Source organism: Serratia sp. EWG9 (assembly GCF_019913725.1).
Taxonomy (GTDB): Bacteria; Pseudomonadota; Gammaproteobacteria; order Enterobacterales; family Enterobacteriaceae; genus Serratia; species Serratia ureilytica.
This window is the reverse complement of the sequence record NZ_JADNRO010000002.1, coordinates 296,254-311,203: the sequence shown is the minus strand read 5'-3', so window position 1 is coordinate 311,203 and position 14,950 is coordinate 296,254. Positions and strand designations below refer to the sequence as shown.

The following is a 14,950-nucleotide window of genomic DNA, read 5'->3' as shown; positions in this document are numbered from 1 at the left end:
CGGTTAAAAATTTTTATCGCCACCGCTCTTTTTTCTACATGCAGCAGGGGCCTGGGGGCATTACACTGGGCGACGAATAACGCCCTTTCCCGCTGCATTGTTAAATGGATAACGACCGTTGAAGAACTCTGTCTCCGCTTTATTGCTGGCGCTGGGCCTGTGCGCCGCGCCGCTGGCCGTGCAGGCCGCGCCCCCGCAGCTGGCTTCGCAAATCGTCGACCAGTATGCCGAACATATTTTCTACAACAGCGGCGCCACCGGCATGGCGCTGGTGGTGATCGACGGCAATCAGGTGGTTAACCGCAGCTTCGGCGACACCAAGCCCGGCAACAACCTGCGCCCGCGCCCGGATTCGCTGATTCGCATCGCCTCGATCACCAAGCTGATGACCAGCGAAGTGATGGTGAAGATGGCGGCGGAAGGCCAGGTCAAGCTGACCGACCCGCTGCGCAAATACGCCCCCAAGGGCGCCTATGTGCCGGCTTACAACGCCGGCCAGCCGATCACCTTATTGAACCTGGCGACCCACACCAGCGCGCTGCCGCGCGAGCAGCCGGGCAAGAAGCCGCCGAAAACGCCGGTGTTCACCTGGCCGACCAAGGCCCAGCGCTGGCAGTGGCTGGCGCATGCCAACATCACGACGCCGCCGGGCGTGCACGCCGCCTACTCCAACCTGGCGTATGATCTGCTGGCCGACGCGCTGTCGCGCGCCGCGGGCAAACCTTACAACGCGCTGCTGAAAGAGAAAATCACCGCACCGCTCGGCATGGTCGACACCACGCTGACGCCGAGCCCTGAACAATGCTCGCGCCTGATGGTGGCGGCGGCCGGCCCAAGCGCCTGTCGCGACACCACCGCCGCGGCCGGCAGCGGCGGCGTCTACTCCACCCCGCGCGACATGCAGCGCTGGATGCAGCAGTTCCTCTCCTCCAGCGCCAGCGGCCCGCGCAAAGCCACCGCCGCCAGCGAGCAAACCATGTACTTCCAGCGCCACGATCTGGTGTCGCTGAAGGGCATGGACGTGCCGGGGCAAGCGGATGCATTGGGATTGGGCTGGGTGTATATGGCGCCGAAGGACGGGCTGCCGGGCATCATTCAGAAGACCGGCGGCGGCGGCGGATTCATCACCTATATGGCGATGATCCCGGCGAAAAACGTCGGGGTGTTCGTGGTGGTGACCCGTTCGGAGCTGAGCAAGTTCACCAACATGAGCGATCCGGTCAACCGCCTGGTGAGCGATCTGGCGGCCAACAAGAGTTGAGATGGGGGGCGCAGCTGGCTGCGCCCCCAGGCGTCAGGCCGGCACCGCCATCTGATGAATCACCGGATGGAAGTTGCGCTTGAAGTAGATCAGGCCGTTGCCCGCTTCGCTCAGCGCGATCTGCTTGATCTGCACCAGGTACATCTGGTGGGTGCCGATGCTCTGGATCTGCTCGATCTCCCCTTCCAGGCTTGCCAGGGTATTGCGCAGCACCGGCTGCCCCAGCGCGCCGAGCTGCCACTCTTCCAGCCGGAAACGATCTTCCATGCTGACGCCGGTCATGCCGGCGAAGTGGCGCGCCATCAGCTCCTGCTCGTGGTTAAGCACGTTGACGCACAGCCTGCGGTTTTCCTGAAACACCGGGTTCATCGCGCTGTTGCGGTTGATGCACACCAGCAGCGTCGGCGGCGTATCGGTCACCGAACACACCGCCGTGGCGGTGATGCCGCAGCGCCCCGCCGGGCCGTCGGTGGTGACGATATTCACCGCCGCCGACAGGCTGGCCATGGCGTCGCGAAAGCGCAGCCGCTGTTCATTTTCCTGAGACATACAACCTCCTCCTGAATTACTTCAGCAGATTATCCAACTGATTAATATCGTCATTGTTCCGCAGGTGCGGCACCTTCCAGCCGTGCTGATCGTAATCGGCCAGGCACTTGTCGACCATCTGCATCATGCGATCCATGTTGCCGGATCCCTGCGCGTGGCGCAGGCACTGCAGGCGGATCTCATCCTGGCTGCCGGCGTAGTTGATCTCATACAGCTCGTGGCGCCCGCCGAACTCGCTGCCGATCGCATCCCACATCAGTTTAAGGATCTTGATGCGCTCGACGTGATCCATGCCGTCCGATCCGCGCACGTAGCGCGCCAGGTACTTGTCGATCTCCGGGTTGTTCATGTCGCGCACGCTGGACGGCAGGTAGATCAGGCCGCTGGTGACGTTCTTCTCGATGATGTGTTTCACCTTGGTGTAGGCCATCGGCGCCATCACGCGGTAGGTTTGCAGCGCGGCGGAATCCGGCAGGTAGGCGCCGTTTTCCCATTGCGTGGCTTCGGCGCACATCGCGTCGCTCAGCGACCAGAACAGGTTGCGCCAGGCCACCACTTCACCCAGATCGGCCTGCACGCCGCGGAACTCCAGCACGCCGGTGCACGAGAGGCTCTTTTGCAGCAGCGCGGTGATGAAATCCATCTTCACCGCCAGACGCACGCAGGCCTGCAGCGGGAACAGCCGGGCGAAACCGCCCTGGGTGCTCCAGCGCCGACAGCGGTCGAAATCGCGGTAGATCAGCACGTTTTCCCACGGGATCAGCACATGATCCATGATCAGGATTGCGTCGTTCTCGTCGAAGCGGCTGGTCAGCGGGTAGTCGAACGGCGAACCGGTCGCGCCGGCCACCAGCTCGTAGGAGGCGCGCGAAATCAGCTTCACCCCTTCGGCATCCATCGGCGCCACGAACATCAGCGCAAAGTCCGGATTATCGCCCATCACCTGCGCCGAACCGAAGCCGATGAAGTTGTAGTGGGTCAACGCCGAGTTGGTAGCCACCACTTTGGCGCCGCTGACGATGATGCCGGCGTCGGTTTCTTTCTCCACCTGAATGTAAACGTCCTTCACCTCGTTGACCGGCTTATGACGATCGATCGGCGGGTTGACGATAGCGTGGTTGAAATAGAGCCCAGTTTCCTGAATGCGTTTGTACCAGTGGCGCGCGTTGTCGGCGAACTGGCCGTAGAACTCCGGATAAGCGCCCAGCGCGCAGCCGAAGGCCGCCTTATAATCCGGCGTGCGCCCCATCCAACCGTAGCTTTGGCGCGACCAGTCGGCGATGGCGTCACGCTGCTGGCGCATCTCTTCCGGGCTGCGGGCATAGCGGAAGAACTTGTGGGTGTAACCGCCGTTACCGGTGTCGGTATTCCAGCACAGGCGATCCTGGCTGGCCGGATCGTGCAGCGCGTCGTACAGCTGGCCGACCGAGGCAGCCGCATTGCGGAACGCCGGGTGGGTGGTGACGTCTTTTACGCGTTCGCCGTAAATGTAGATTTCGCGGCTGTCCTGCAAACTTTTCAGGTACTCGGCGCCGGTGAACGGACGCTTGCTGTCGGCACGAAAGTCTTCTGGTTTCATCGGGTCTTCCTCGTAATCGGCATTTTTCAGGCCGTGGAGTCGGCCATTTGTTAAAATAATGTTTTCTTTTGGTTGCTTAATTGAAGCTGCCAAAGCCGGTTTCGAGAAGAGACTTTTGCGGCAATCGCCGGTACTTTTCAGGTCAGTTTGCCGCTTTCGCGGCAAACTGTGATCGCGGTTACGAAAGGGCGTGTTGCGCCGCGCGGTAGGTTGAAGGGGAACAGCCTTCCAGCCGATTGAAAAAACGGGCGAAATAGGCCGGATCCTTGAAGCCGAGGCTGTAGGCGGTTTCATGCACCGTGCAGGCGCTGAACAGCAGCATGCGCTTGGCCTCGCGCAGCAATCGATCGAAGATCAGCCGCTTGGGCGGCCGGTTGGCGAAGCGCCGACACAGGTCGTTGAGCCGCGATTCGGTCACGCCCAACGCCTGCGCATACTCCGGCACCGGCAGATGCTCACGGAAACGCTCGTCCACCATCTTGTTGAAGCGTTGAAACAGCTGCAGTTCGCCGCGCACGCCGCTGTTGGCGCTGTCTTCCAGCGCGGTGTTGCGCAGCAGCAGCGTGAACACCGCCTGCGCCAACAGCGCCAGCGTCTGTTCGCGCCCGGCCAGGTTCTGCGCGAACTCGCGGCGGATCAGCGCCCAATAATGGCTGAGCGCAGTCAGCTCCTGCGGCGCATCGGCCAGCGACAGGCAGATGCCCGGCATGTCCAGCGCCAGATTGCTGCCGGGATACAGGCGCTCCAGCAGCGGCCAAATCAGCTCCTGACGCACCGTCAGCACGTGGCCGTCGCTGTCCGGTTCGGTGAAGAACGCATGCGGCACCGACGGCGGCGTGAGGATGAACAGCGGCGCCTGCACCGAATAGTGCTGATCGTCGAGCTGCAGCTCTATCTTGCCGGTCTCCAGAAAATGCACCTGGAAGAAGCAGTCGTGCCAGTGCACCTGCATGTCGCGGCCGAAGAACGCCGCCAGCCCGGCGAAGGTTTCGTAGTGCACCTCGTCGGCGGCGTAGCGCGCGTCATACTCTTTGCAAATATCGATGTTGGCGATAAAACCGGTACTTTTCCGCACCTCATTACCTCCTGCAATCCTGCCTATCTGCGTATCAAGGCGTCGCTCTCGGGCGCGAATCCTTCATCGGGATGCGCCACACCAGCACGGCACCGACGATCAACAGCGCCGAGACGAAATACAGCCCGGAGTTGAAGCTGCCGGTCATGTCCTTGAACCAGCCGATCAACAGCGGGCTGAGCGCCGATCCGATATTGCCGGTGGCGTTGATCACGGCGATCCCCACCGCCCGCGCTTCCAGGCTGATCGACTGATCCGGCGTGGTCCAGAAGATCGCCATGGCGGTAAAGGAACCGACCGACGCCATCACGATCCCCAGCAGTTGGATCAGGCTGTGATCGGTGGCGGAAGCCAATAGCCAGCCGGCGGCGGCGAACAGATACGGCAGCGCGGTGTGATGCTTACGCTCCTGCAGCCTGTCGGATCGTTTGCTCCACCACACCATGCCGGCGATGGTGCAGATCTGCGGGATCGCCGCCAGAATGCCGATCGTCACGTTGCTGCTGCCCTGGTTGAAGCTCTGCAGGATCTGCGGCGTCCAGATATTGATCGCGCTCAGGGTGTTGGTCAGGCAGAAATAGGCCAGCGTGTACATCAGCACGATCGGCGTGAAGATCTCGCGCCACAGGCTGCGCTGCTGCAGCGCGCGGTGGCTGCTCGGCCCGTTGGGTTGCACCAGCTGCAGCTTGTCGGCCTCCATCATCGCTTTCAGGCTGGCTTTTTCCTCGTCGGTCAGCCACTTGGCCTTGGCCGGGGTGTCGTCGAGGTAGAACCACACCACCACGCCCAACAGCACCGACGGGATCCCTTCCAGCAGGAACAGCCACTGCCAGCCCTTCAGGTTCATCACCCCGTCCAGCGCCAGAATATAGCCGGAGACCAGCGAACCGATCGCCATGGTCACCGGCATGGCGATCATGAACAAGGCGTTGGCCCGGGCGCGGTAAAACGCCGGGAACCAGTAGGTGAGGTACACCAGAATGCCCGGCAGGAAGCCGGCCTCGGTGATGCCGACGATCATGCGCAGCACATACAGGCTGGTCGGCCCGGTGGCGAACATCGTGCAGGTGGAGGCGATGCCCCACAGCACCATGATGGTGGCGATCCAACGCCGCGCGCCGACCCGGCTCAGCATCATGTTGCTCGGAATGCCGAAGATCACGTAGGTGGCGTAGAACAGCGTCGCCGCCAGCCCGAACATGGTCGAGCTGAGGCCGAGATCCTTGCCCATCGTCAGCCCGGCGAAACCGATGTTGATGCGGTCGAGGAAAGAGAAAACAAACAACACGAACAGGAAAATAATCAGGCGCCGAAACAACTTTTTAATCACCGATTGCTCGGCGGCGGTTAACGCTTTATGTTGCTGCGCCGGGTTGGCCGGCGGCAGCGAATCGACGTGGTTCATGGTTCAGTAGACTCCCGATGAAGGCGCTTGCGCCCCGCCCTGTTTGAACTCGTTCGCCAGGGCTTCCGCCGCCCGCGCCAGCAGGGTGGTATCCACTCCTACCGCGACGAACAGCGCGCCGGCTTCCAGATAGCGCTGCGCCAGCGCCTTGTTGGCCATCAAAATGCCCGGCGCCTTGCCGGCGGCGCGGATGCGAGCAATGGCGTCATCGATGGTGCGCTGCACCTCCGGGTGCTGCGGATTGCCGGCGAAGCCCATGTCGGCGCTGAGATCCGCCGGGCCGATAAACACGCCGTCCACCCCTTCCACCTGCAGGATCGCCTCCAGGTTTTTCACCGCCTCGCGGGTTTCAATCTGCACCAGCACGCACATCTGCTCGTCGGCCTGCTGCAGGTAATCGGGCACCCGGTTCCAGCGCGAGGCGCGCGCCAGGGCGCTGCCGACGCCACGCACGCCGTGCGGCGGATAGCGCGTGGCGCGCACCGCGTCGCGCGCCTGTTCGGCGTTCTGAATCATCGGGATCAATAAGGTTTGCGCGCCGACGTCCAGCAACTGCTTGATGATCACCGCATCGTTCCACGGCGGCCGCACCACCGGCTGGCTCGGGTAAGGGGCGACCGCCTGCAGCTGCCCCAGCACCGTCTGCACGTTGTTGGGCGCATGTTCGCCGTCGATCAGCAGCCAGTCGAAACCGGCGCCGGCCAGCAGTTCGGCGCTGTAGCTGCTGCACAGCCCGAGCCACAGCCCGATCTGCGGGCGTTTTTCCTGCAGCGCTCGCTTGAAGTGGTTGGTTAACATCGCATTCTCCCTGACAAGCGGGCGCGGCGCGTGGCCCCCGCCCGGTTATTGCGGCTCGGTTCGCCGAGCCTGCTTATTAGACGAAGCGGCAACTGATGCAGCCCATCGGGCCGTAATCGACGTGGAAAGTATCGCCGCGCCGCGCCGGCACCGGCCGGGTGAAAGAACCGCCGAGGATCACCTGCCCCGCTTCCAGCTCCACCTCATACGGCGCCAACTTGTTGGCCAGCCAGGCCACGCCGTTGGCCGGATGATTGAGCACCGCCGCCGCCACGCCGGACTCTTCAATCACGCCGTTGCGGTACAGCAGCGCAGAGATCCAACGCAGATCCAGCGCATCCGGCTTGATCGGCCGCCCACCCATCACCACCCCGGCGTTGGCGGCGTTGTCGGAGATGGTGTCGAACACCTTGCGCGGCCGCTGCGTCTCGGGATCGACGTTGTGGCTGCGCGCGTCGATGATCTCCAGCGCCGGAATGACGTAGTCGGTGGCGTTGTAGACGTCGAACAGCGTGCAGTTCGGCCCGCGCAGCGGCTTGGCCAGCACGAACGCCAGCTCCACCTCCACCCGTGGCACGATGAAGCGATCGATCGGAATATCGCTGCCGTCGTTGAAGAACATGTCGTCCAGCAGCGCGCCGTAGTCCGGTTCGGTGATCTGTGAGCTGACCTGCATGGCGCGCGACGTCAGGCCGATCTTGTGGCCTTTGAGCGCACGCCCCTCGGCGATCTTCAGCGCCACCCACTGCCGCTGAATGGCGTAGGCGTCTTCGATGGTGATCTCGGGATGATCGAGCGACAGCGCGCGGATCTGCTCACGACTCTTTTCCGCCTGATGCAGGCGCTGCACGGCGCGGTTAACCTGCTCTTTATCCAGCATTTACGACCCCTTATTCACGCTTTATTGAACAGCGCGTGGACATTGTTCTGTTTGTAATTCAGCACCGGATCCAGCTCTTCCATGGTGAAAGAGAGCGCCAGGTAACGCTGCGCCATCAGCGCGGCGAAGTGTTCCTTGATCAGCGCAAACAGCATCTCGCCCACCTGCTGACGGCTTTCCAGACTGCGGCCGTGGCCGATTTTCAACGTCATGTGCACGAAGGCGTAATCCTGCTTGCCGTCGGCCATCTGCCAGGTATCGAGCCAGATGGCCCGGCTGCGCACGCCGGCCAGCGGGAAGATGCCGGTCGCCGCCAGCGCCTCGTTGACCTTGGCGAACAGGGTGGGCAAATCCGCCTCGCGGCGGATGTTGTCGGTACATTCAGCGTAAAAATGGGGCATTCACACACCTCAGGCTTCAGCGGGCAAAGGGAACACGGCGTTGACCTGCCCGGTGCCGGAACTGGCGAACAGCGGGGTGATGAACTCCACCTTGCCGTCGTACTTGTCCCAGCCGAGCAGGCCCAGCAGCATCACGGTGTCGTGCATGTTGCCTTCGCCGTAGCAATAATCGGCATACTCCGGCAGCATTTCGCAGAACTCGCGAAAGCGCCCCTCTTCCCAGAGCTTGACCACCCGTTCGTCCATTTGCTGGTCGAACTGACGGGTGTAGCTGTTCATGCCCTCTTCGGCGCGCTGATCGTCGATAAAGCGGTGCGACAGCGAGCCGCTGGCCAGCACCGCCACGGTGCCGTCATATTTCTCGATGGCGCTTTTGAGCGCCTCGCCCAGCCGGCGGCTGTCGGCGAAGTCATGCACGGTGCAAAACGCCGAGATCGACACCACCTTGAAATGCTTGTCGGCGTTCATGTAACGCATCGGCACCAGCGTGCCGTATTCCAGCTTCAGGCTCGGGATGTCGTGCGCCTTGGCGCGTACGCCCCGCTTGCAGGCCTCATCGGCGATCAGCTGGCCCAGCGCCGGGTTGCCGTCGTAGTCGTAAGTCATGTCGCGGATGAAATGCGGCAGCTCGTTGCTGGTGTACACGCCGGAGAAATGCGCGCTGCAGTTGATGTGATAGGCGCTGTTCACCAGCCAGTGGGTGTCGAACACCACGATGGTGTCGACGCCCATCTCGCGGCAACGCGCGCCGATCTCTTTATGGCCGTCGATGGCCGCCTGCCGGCAGCCAAAGTTTTTCCCAGGGATTTCCGACAGATACATCGATGGCACATGTGTAATCTTGGCGGCTAACGCTAACTTACCCATAAGTCCTCACATGAAACAAAAATGATTCCGTGAACGATGCCGGGGCCTGATTAAACGCCCCAGCGTGGGATCGGGTGATCACCCATGGAAATGCACACGTTCTTCATCTCGGCGAACACTTCGAAGCTGTATTCCCCGCCTTCGCGGCCGGTGCCGGAGGCTTTCACGCCGCCGAACGGTTGGCGCAGATCGCGTACGTTTTGGGTGTTGACGAAAACCATGCCCGCTTCGATGCCGCGGGCCAGGCGCAGAACCTTGCTCACATCCTGCGTCCAGATGTACGACGCCAGGCCGTACTCCACGTCGTTGGCCATGCGCAGGCCGTCTTCTTCTGATTTGAACGGCAGCAGGCAGGCCACCGGCCCGAAGATCTCCTCCTGCGCCACGCGCATCCGGTTGTCGACATCCGCCAGCACCGTCGGGCGCAGGAAGTTGCCGTGGCTCAAGCCGGCCGGTTTATCCGGGCTGCCGGCCAACAGGGTCGCCCCTTCCTCCACCCCGAGGCGGATATAGCCGGAGACTTTTTCCCAGTGCTGCGGGCTGATTAACGCGCCCACCTGGGTGTTGGGATCTTGCGGATCGCCGACGCGCAGACGGTTGGCGCGCTCGGCGAAACGTTTGACGAATTCCGGGTAGATGCTCTCCTGAATGAAGATGCGTGAACCGGCGGTGCAGCGTTCGCCGTTGATCGAGAAGATGGTGAACAGCGCGGCGTCGAGCGCCCGCTCGATGTCGGCGTCTTCAAAGATCAGCACCGGCGACTTGCCGCCGAGCTCCATGGAGAATTTCTTCAGCCCGGCGCTTTCAATGATGCGCCGGCCGGTGGCGGTGCCGCCGGTGAAGGAGACCGCGCGCACGTCTTTATGGCGCACCAATGCGTCGCCGGCGGTGGCGCCGTAGCCCTGCACCACGTTCAGCACCCCGGCCGGAATGCCGGCTTCCAGCGCCAGCTCGCCCAGGCGATCGGCAGTCAGCGGCGACAGTTCGGACATTTTCAGCACCGCCGTGTTGCCCAGCGCCAGGCAAGGCGCGGTTTTCCAGGTGGCGGTCATGAACGGCACGTTCCACGGCGACACCAGCGCGCATACCCCCACCGGCTGCACCAGCGTGTAGTTGAGCATCTTGTCGTCCACCGGGTAGGTCTTGCCGTTCATCTGCTGGCACACCTCGGCGAAAAATTCGAAGTTGTGCGAGGCGCGCGGGATCAGCACGTTTTTGGTCTGATGGATAGGCAGACCGGTATCGGCGGTTTCCATTTCGGCGATCTGCGGCACGTTCTGGTCGATCAGTTCACCCAAACGGCGCATCAGGCGCGCGCGCTCTTTCATCGGCGTATTCGCCCACTTGGGGAACGCCTCTTTCGCTGCGGCCACCGCCTGGTCTATCTCCAGCTGGCCGCCGGAGGCCACTTCCGCCAGCACCTCGCCGTTCGCCGGGTTGGTGGTGGTGAAATACTCTTTGCTGGCGACGTTCTTACCGTTGATCCAGTGGTTGATGGTTTTCATCGCAGGCTCTCCTCGTAATCTTTTTCACTGATAATGTGGTTAACCAAACGGCCGATACCTTCGATCTCCACCACCACTTCGTCGCCCGGCTGCACGTCGGCCAGCCCTTTCGGCGTGCCGGTGGCGATCATGTCGCCCGGCTGCAGCGTCATGAATTCGCTCAGGTAGGCGATCAGGAACGGAATGTCGAAAATCATGTCGGCGGTGCTGCCGCGCTGGCGCAGCTCACCGTTGACGTAGGTGCTGAGCGCCAGCCGATGCGGATCGGCGACGTCGTCGCGATCGACGATATACGGCCCGATCGGCGTCAGGGTGTCGCGGCTCTTCACCCGCAGATTCGGCCGGTAGTAGTTCTCCAGGTAGTCGCGGATGGCGTAGTCGTTGCACAGGGTGTAACCCGCCACATACTCCATGGCGCGCTCGCGACTGACGTTGCGCGCGGTCTTGCCGATCACCGCCACCAGCTCGGCTTCGTAATGCATGTACTCCACGCCGGCCGGACGCACCGACACCTGACGGTGGCCGGTCAGGGTGTTCGGCGCCTTGAGGAACACCAGCGGCTCTTCCGGCGCTTTAAATTCCAGCTCGCTGGCGTGGTCGGCATAGTTCAGTCCCAGGGCGAACACCGTGCCCTGCGCCGGCGGCAGCCATTCCACTTCACGCTCCTGCAGCACCTCGCCGTTCGGCAGCGTGACACGCAGCTGGTCGTCTACCTGAACGTTGACGATCTGGCCATGATGGCGAATACGGGCATGTTTCATGATGCGGCTCCTGCCTGGGTGACGCGGTTGGTCAACGTGGGCAGGCCGGCGGCGCGCACCGTCACCTCATCCCCCGGTTTGATCGCCACCCGCTGGTGCGGGGTGCCGATCAGCACCGCATCGCCCGGCTGCAGGGTGATGAAATCGCTGATGGCGGCGATCAGCTCAGGTACCGAGCGCACCAGATCGGCGGTGGACCAGCGATCCTGCTCCACGCCGTTGATCTCGGTGACGATCTCCAGCCGATCGGCGTTCTCCAACTGCCCCATCTCCCCCAGCGGGCAGAAGCCGTCGCGGCATTTGGCCTTGATCGCCGGGCGATAGAAGCTGCTCTCCGGCAGGCTGACGTCGTTGGCCAGCGCGTAACCGGCCAGATAACGGCTCACCTGCGCCGCCGGCACCTTGCGCGCGGTGTCGCCGATGATCACCGCCAGCGTGCCGCCGCTCTGCACGGTTTCACCGGCCGGAAACGGGATCGCTCCGCCGTTGGCGAGGTGGGTATTGCGCGGCTTGATAAACCACACCGGGGTTTTGGGCGGGGTTTGATACGGCGGCTGGTGAAACGCCTGATCCCAGGCGTCCAGTTGGCTGCGGTGGTTCAGCGCAACGGAAAATACGGTGCCTTTCATGCGAACTCCTCCAATGGCAAAAACATGACAACCGGCATTCATTAATATATTAATGATTACTTTTATACGCTGTGCAGCTTTTACGCAACGCGCTTGGAGTGATTTGTGATCGTGATAACAAAATATTCACAAATTACGAACATTAGCGTGATTATTCAATGCATTAACCATTTTTCACGCCATTTTTAGCTGCGCCTCGCATTTTTGCTTTATCCCTACGGGTAACTTTGGCTACTATTAAGTTATTAACAAAATCGGGCTTTGCGGGGCAGGCGCCCCCATAACGAGCGCCGTAACAACGAACACCTTGATAGCTAAGGCCAAACTTATGCATGAATCGTTAACCATCGCCCTGCTGCAGGCGCGTGAAACCGCCATGGGGTTCTTCCGCCCGATCCTGAAAAGCCACAATCTCACCGAGCAGCAGTGGCGCATCATCCGCGTGCTGGCCAACAGCCGTTCGATCGAATTCCACGAACTGGCGGCGGAAACCTGCATCCTGCGTCCCAGCCTGACCGGCATTCTGTCGCGCATGGAGCGCGATAAGCTGATCTTCCGCCTTAAACCGGTCAACGATCAGCGCAAGCTGTACGTGTCGCTGACCCAGCAGGGTCAGGAGCTGTATGAAGTGGCGCGCCATCAGGTGGAGCAAGGCTACGCCGAGATTGAAGCCGCCTTTTCGCGGCAAAAAATGGACCAGCTGATGACATTGCTGGACGAGCTGATCACCCTGGGCGACAGCCTGCCCGCCAACGTCACCGCGCATCCAGCCAAGAAGTGACGCCACTGGCCGGAATACGCCATTGACAACTGACTGTGCGGCTAACCTTTACCCAAGAAAAAGCCCGAACTCGTCGGGCTTAGAGGGATAAATTGCCGTTACATTTTGAACGGTGGGACAGCCGCAGGCTTATCGTAGAGTTGCCTTTGCACGGTAGTCAGCAACTCGCGCAACGTAGTCTCAAGATATTGCATAAACTGCGGCTGACTGATGGTGCGCTCATAAACCTCAACGGGCAGGAATCGCCTCATTTCAGCCTGGAGTTCCCTGCTTTCGATAATGACGTTTAAGGTACCGATGCGAGCCTGTAGCAGCGCTTCAAACTTGGGACCCAGGCCATAATCGGCCAGCTTTCTTGCCACCAGCTCCGCATCAACATCTGCATTTTGCTGCTTTAACCAGGCCAGATCCCAGATGTCGCGATAGCGGATGCGGCGCGTAGTCGCAGGCAGGGAAACGAGTTTGTCAGCCATAATTTCATTCAATGTCTCAACCTGAACAATCAAATCAGAATAACCGTCCGGCAACTGAGAATAATTCCTTATCAGCATCCGTGGATCGCTCGTATAGGCTGGAATATTGGCTATCTCGATTTTGATACGTTGCTTCGGTAATTCTTTTCGTTCCGGGAACGTCGTCACCGACATCTGCCATTTGTCCACGGTAACATCAACGTAGTCAGGCTCCCGTCTCAGTTCCGCAGGCTCTTTAACCGTCACTGCCAGGCCATACCGACTTCCGACATAGCGCTCAATGCACGCCTTAATTTCCTTCATGTTTGCAGAGCAGAAATGACGGCCTCCCGCAAAGTCCAAGTCCTCGCTGAAGCGGTTAGAGCCGTAGCACAGGCGCAGCGACGTGCCCCCCTGAAATATCAGAGACTTTAAGAATCCCGCATTCGCGAGCGCGTACAAAATGTCATAATGCAACAGCTCCTTTTCCACCACGGGCCTGACGGACGCCAGATTACCTGACCTGACGATGTCATCGACCAGCTGATTAAAATCGACGGAATCAGACATCAGTCAGCTCTCCCTGTTGAATGAGGTGCGTATTCCTCCCGACCCGAAACAGATCTTTTATCGCCGTTTCTTTCGTCGCGATGCGTAGCGGGCCCCGGCCTTCAAGGCTGCTTCGAAGAATATCGATGGGTTTCTTGCTGGTATGGGTGATTTCGATAACGCCCCAGGGCGTGACGAATTCACCAGAACGGCCGGTAGACATGATAGTGAGTCTATCGATAGGAATCTGTGAGATGACGCCGTACTGAGATAAAGCAGATTCCAAGCTGATATAATTGTATTCCCCCCGCCGGAGGTTGATCGCGATGCTCTCAAGAGGGTACCCCCCCAGAGAAGCCCGCCCGTTCGCATAAACGCCCTTCGCCACTCGCGTAAGGATACCGGCAGCCACTAAACGATCGACTGATTTTTGCAATGTTCGCGGCGACTCGGCAGGGAAAAGGGTGGCGAGATCTTGAGTAAGAAAAATGTGCTTTCCCAACCTGCTGAATTTATCCAGCGTATTGATGGCTGTCATTTTATCCACAGTATCGCTCCTGCTAACCTCCCCGATTTGGGGGTGATTATGTATAGATACGATAACAATAACATCTTAACAAATAAACCCCTTAAAAGGGGTTTATTTGTATACATAAAAAATCTTATAAATCAGAGTTGAGCATTCGTTTCCGGCAACAGCGCGCCGCCGTCCACCACCAGCGTCTGGCCGGTGATGTAGGCCGCCGCCGGCGAGGCGAGAAACACCATCGCCGCGGCGATGTCTTCCGGTTCCCCCAGCCGCCCGAGCGGCACCGCGGCGGCGATCGCCTGATTCACCTGCGCGTCGCCCAGGTTGGCCATCGCCGGCGTGCGGATCATCCCCGGCTCCACGCCGTTGACGCGAATATTCTCCGCCGCCAACTCCAGCGCCGCCGCGCGAATAAAGCCGTTTACCCCGGCCTTGGAGGCGGCGTAATGCGCCAGCCCCGGATACGCCACCCGCGGGCCGGTCACCGACGAGGTCACCAGCAGGCTGCCGCCGCCGGCGCGGCGCATCCACGGCAGCGCCGCCTGCGCCAGAAAGAACGGCGCCATCAGATTGACGCTCAGCGTGCGTTGCAACAGGGCCGCGTCGATGGCGGCGAACGGCGTCAGCGGAAAATAGGCGGCGTTGTGGATCACCACGTCCAGCCGTTGGTGCCGCTCGCCCACCGCCGCCACCAACTCGGCAATCTGCCCTGGTTCGGCCAGATCGCAGGCCAGCGCCTGTACGCTCCACCCTTCGCCCCGCAGCGTTTGCGCCGCCGCCTGCGCCTGCGGCAGCTGCACGTCCGCGATCGTCACCTCGGCGCCCAGCCGGGCAAAGGCACTGACGATCGCCAGCCCAATGCCCTGCGCGCCGCCGGTCACCAGCACCGCCTGCCCGGCGAAGGCCTCGGCCGCATAGGTTGCGCTCAT

16 protein-coding genes are annotated in these 14,950 nt (G+C 61.2%); 2 read left to right on the top strand and 14 right to left on the bottom strand.

The window, feature by feature from the left end; all coding sequences use genetic code 11:
* Positions 1-118: 118 nt before the first annotated feature.
* A complete protein-coding gene (gene ampH / locus ITX55_RS06915; protein ID WP_033651366.1) occupies positions 119-1,261 on the top strand; it encodes a D-alanyl-D-alanine-carboxypeptidase/endopeptidase AmpH in 1,143 nt (380 codons plus the stop codon).
* A 33-nt stretch (positions 1,262-1,294) separates the two neighbouring features.
* Here ampH and hpaC read toward each other — a convergent pair whose 3' ends face one another.
* The 11 genes from hpaC to ITX55_RS06860 form a co-directional block, all read right to left on the bottom strand.
* A complete protein-coding gene (gene hpaC, locus ITX55_RS06910; RefSeq protein WP_016929186.1) occupies positions 1,295-1,810 on the bottom strand; it encodes a 4-hydroxyphenylacetate 3-monooxygenase, reductase component in 516 nt (171 codons plus the stop codon).
* A 16-nt stretch (positions 1,811-1,826) separates the two neighbouring features.
* Complete coding sequence (gene hpaB, locus ITX55_RS06905) at positions 1,827-3,389, bottom strand: 4-hydroxyphenylacetate 3-monooxygenase, oxygenase component (protein WP_004933158.1); 1,563 nt, start codon at positions 3,387-3,389, stop codon at positions 1,827-1,829.
* A 178-nt stretch (positions 3,390-3,567) separates the two neighbouring features.
* Positions 3,568-4,464, bottom strand: a complete 897-nt coding sequence (gene hpaA, locus ITX55_RS06900; protein ID WP_004933161.1) for a 4-hydroxyphenylacetate catabolism regulatory protein HpaA — start codon at positions 4,462-4,464, stop codon at positions 3,568-3,570.
* Between the two features lie 34 nt (positions 4,465-4,498).
* The gene (hpaX, locus tag ITX55_RS06895) at positions 4,499-5,869 is read right to left on the bottom strand and encodes a 4-hydroxyphenylacetate permease (RefSeq protein WP_021505400.1); all 1,371 of its coding nucleotides are present in this window, start codon (positions 5,867-5,869) and stop codon (positions 4,499-4,501) included.
* Between the two features lie 3 nt (positions 5,870-5,872).
* Positions 5,873-6,667: a 4-hydroxy-2-oxoheptanedioate aldolase gene (gene hpaI / locus ITX55_RS06890; protein ID WP_033641769.1), complete on the bottom strand. Its 795-nt coding sequence runs from the start codon at positions 6,665-6,667 to the stop codon at positions 5,873-5,875.
* Positions 6,668-6,743: 76 nt separating this feature from the next.
* The gene (gene hpaH, locus ITX55_RS06885; protein WP_033641768.1) at positions 6,744-7,547 is read right to left on the bottom strand and encodes a 2-oxo-hept-4-ene-1,7-dioate hydratase; all 804 of its coding nucleotides are present in this window, start codon (positions 7,545-7,547) and stop codon (positions 6,744-6,746) included.
* A 14-nt stretch (positions 7,548-7,561) separates the two neighbouring features.
* Complete coding sequence (locus ITX55_RS06880; protein WP_004933172.1) at positions 7,562-7,948, bottom strand: 5-carboxymethyl-2-hydroxymuconate Delta-isomerase; 387 nt, start codon at positions 7,946-7,948, stop codon at positions 7,562-7,564.
* Between the two features lie 9 nt (positions 7,949-7,957).
* A complete protein-coding gene (hpaD, locus tag ITX55_RS06875; RefSeq protein ID WP_015376537.1) occupies positions 7,958-8,815 on the bottom strand; it encodes a 3,4-dihydroxyphenylacetate 2,3-dioxygenase in 858 nt (285 codons plus the stop codon).
* Positions 8,816-8,865: 50 nt separating this feature from the next.
* Positions 8,866-10,320 (bottom strand): 5-carboxymethyl-2-hydroxymuconate semialdehyde dehydrogenase, encoded by a 1,455-nt coding sequence (gene hpaE / locus ITX55_RS06870; RefSeq protein WP_223084971.1) that lies wholly within the window; start codon positions 10,318-10,320, stop codon positions 8,866-8,868.
* On the bottom strand, positions 10,317-11,081 hold the full coding sequence (locus ITX55_RS06865; protein WP_016929192.1) for a fumarylacetoacetate hydrolase family protein: 765 nt from the start codon (positions 11,079-11,081) through the stop codon (positions 10,317-10,319). The genes hpaE and ITX55_RS06865 overlap by 4 nt, the downstream gene beginning before the upstream one ends.
* Positions 11,078-11,710: a fumarylacetoacetate hydrolase family protein gene (locus tag ITX55_RS06860; protein WP_033651368.1), complete on the bottom strand. Its 633-nt coding sequence runs from the start codon at positions 11,708-11,710 to the stop codon at positions 11,078-11,080. Before ITX55_RS06860 ends, ITX55_RS06865 begins: the two co-directional genes overlap by 4 nt.
* Positions 11,711-12,038: 328 nt before the next feature.
* On the opposite strand from ITX55_RS06860, the gene hpaR reads away from it, so the two are divergent.
* On the top strand, positions 12,039-12,491 hold the full coding sequence (gene hpaR / locus ITX55_RS06855) for a homoprotocatechuate degradation operon regulator HpaR (RefSeq protein WP_042783637.1): 453 nt from the start codon (positions 12,039-12,041) through the stop codon (positions 12,489-12,491).
* A 98-nt stretch (positions 12,492-12,589) separates the two neighbouring features.
* On the opposite strand, the gene ITX55_RS06850 is transcribed toward hpaR, so the two are convergent.
* From ITX55_RS06850 to ITX55_RS06840, 3 genes are all read right to left on the bottom strand, one after another.
* Positions 12,590-13,513: a nucleotidyl transferase AbiEii/AbiGii toxin family protein gene (locus ITX55_RS06850; protein ID WP_072626682.1), complete on the bottom strand. Its 924-nt coding sequence runs from the start codon at positions 13,511-13,513 to the stop codon at positions 12,590-12,592.
* A complete protein-coding gene (gene abiEi / locus ITX55_RS06845; RefSeq protein ID WP_072626681.1) occupies positions 13,506-14,039 on the bottom strand; it encodes a type IV toxin-antitoxin system AbiEi family antitoxin in 534 nt (177 codons plus the stop codon). The genes ITX55_RS06850 and abiEi overlap by 8 nt, the downstream gene beginning before the upstream one ends.
* Before the next feature lie 122 nt (positions 14,040-14,161).
* Positions 14,162-14,950, bottom strand: coding sequence for an SDR family oxidoreductase (locus ITX55_RS06840; protein ID WP_072626680.1), 789 nt, complete (start codon positions 14,948-14,950; stop codon positions 14,162-14,164).

What these genes read in the sequence shown, in the direction of transcription:
- hpaD (WP_015376537.1), bottom strand. Translation starts at nt 8,815, where the DNA reads ATGGGTAAGTTAGCGTTAGCCGCCAAGATTACACATGTGCCATCGATG.
- ITX55_RS06880 (WP_004933172.1), bottom strand. Translation starts at nt 7,948, where the DNA reads ATGCCCCATTTTTACGCTGAATGTACCGACAACATCCGCCGCGAGGCG.
- ITX55_RS06850 (WP_072626682.1), bottom strand. Translation starts at nt 13,513, where the DNA reads ATGTCTGATTCCGTCGATTTTAATCAGCTGGTCGATGACATCGTCAGG.
- hpaE (WP_223084971.1), bottom strand. Translation starts at nt 10,320, where the DNA reads ATGAAAACCATCAACCACTGGATCAACGGTAAGAACGTCGCCAGCAAA.
- hpaX (WP_021505400.1), bottom strand. Translation starts at nt 5,869, where the DNA reads ATGAACCACGTCGATTCGCTGCCGCCGGCCAACCCGGCGCAGCAACAT.
- hpaI (WP_033641769.1), bottom strand. Translation starts at nt 6,667, where the DNA reads ATGTTAACCAACCACTTCAAGCGAGCGCTGCAGGAAAAACGCCCGCAG.
- hpaB (WP_004933158.1), bottom strand. Translation starts at nt 3,389, where the DNA reads ATGAAACCAGAAGACTTTCGTGCCGACAGCAAGCGTCCGTTCACCGGC.
- ITX55_RS06860 (WP_033651368.1), bottom strand. Translation starts at nt 11,710, where the DNA reads ATGAAAGGCACCGTATTTTCCGTTGCGCTGAACCACCGCAGCCAACTG.
- hpaC (WP_016929186.1), bottom strand. Translation starts at nt 1,810, where the DNA reads ATGTCTCAGGAAAATGAACAGCGGCTGCGCTTTCGCGACGCCATGGCC.
- hpaR (WP_042783637.1), top strand. Translation starts at nt 12,039, where the DNA reads ATGCATGAATCGTTAACCATCGCCCTGCTGCAGGCGCGTGAAACCGCC.
- ITX55_RS06865 (WP_016929192.1), bottom strand. Translation starts at nt 11,081, where the DNA reads ATGAAACATGCCCGTATTCGCCATCATGGCCAGATCGTCAACGTTCAG.
- ITX55_RS06840 (WP_072626680.1), bottom strand. Translation starts at nt 14,950, where the DNA reads ATGAGCGCAACCTATGCGGCCGAGGCCTTCGCCGGGCAGGCGGTGCTG.
- hpaH (WP_033641768.1), bottom strand. Translation starts at nt 7,547, where the DNA reads ATGCTGGATAAAGAGCAGGTTAACCGCGCCGTGCAGCGCCTGCATCAG.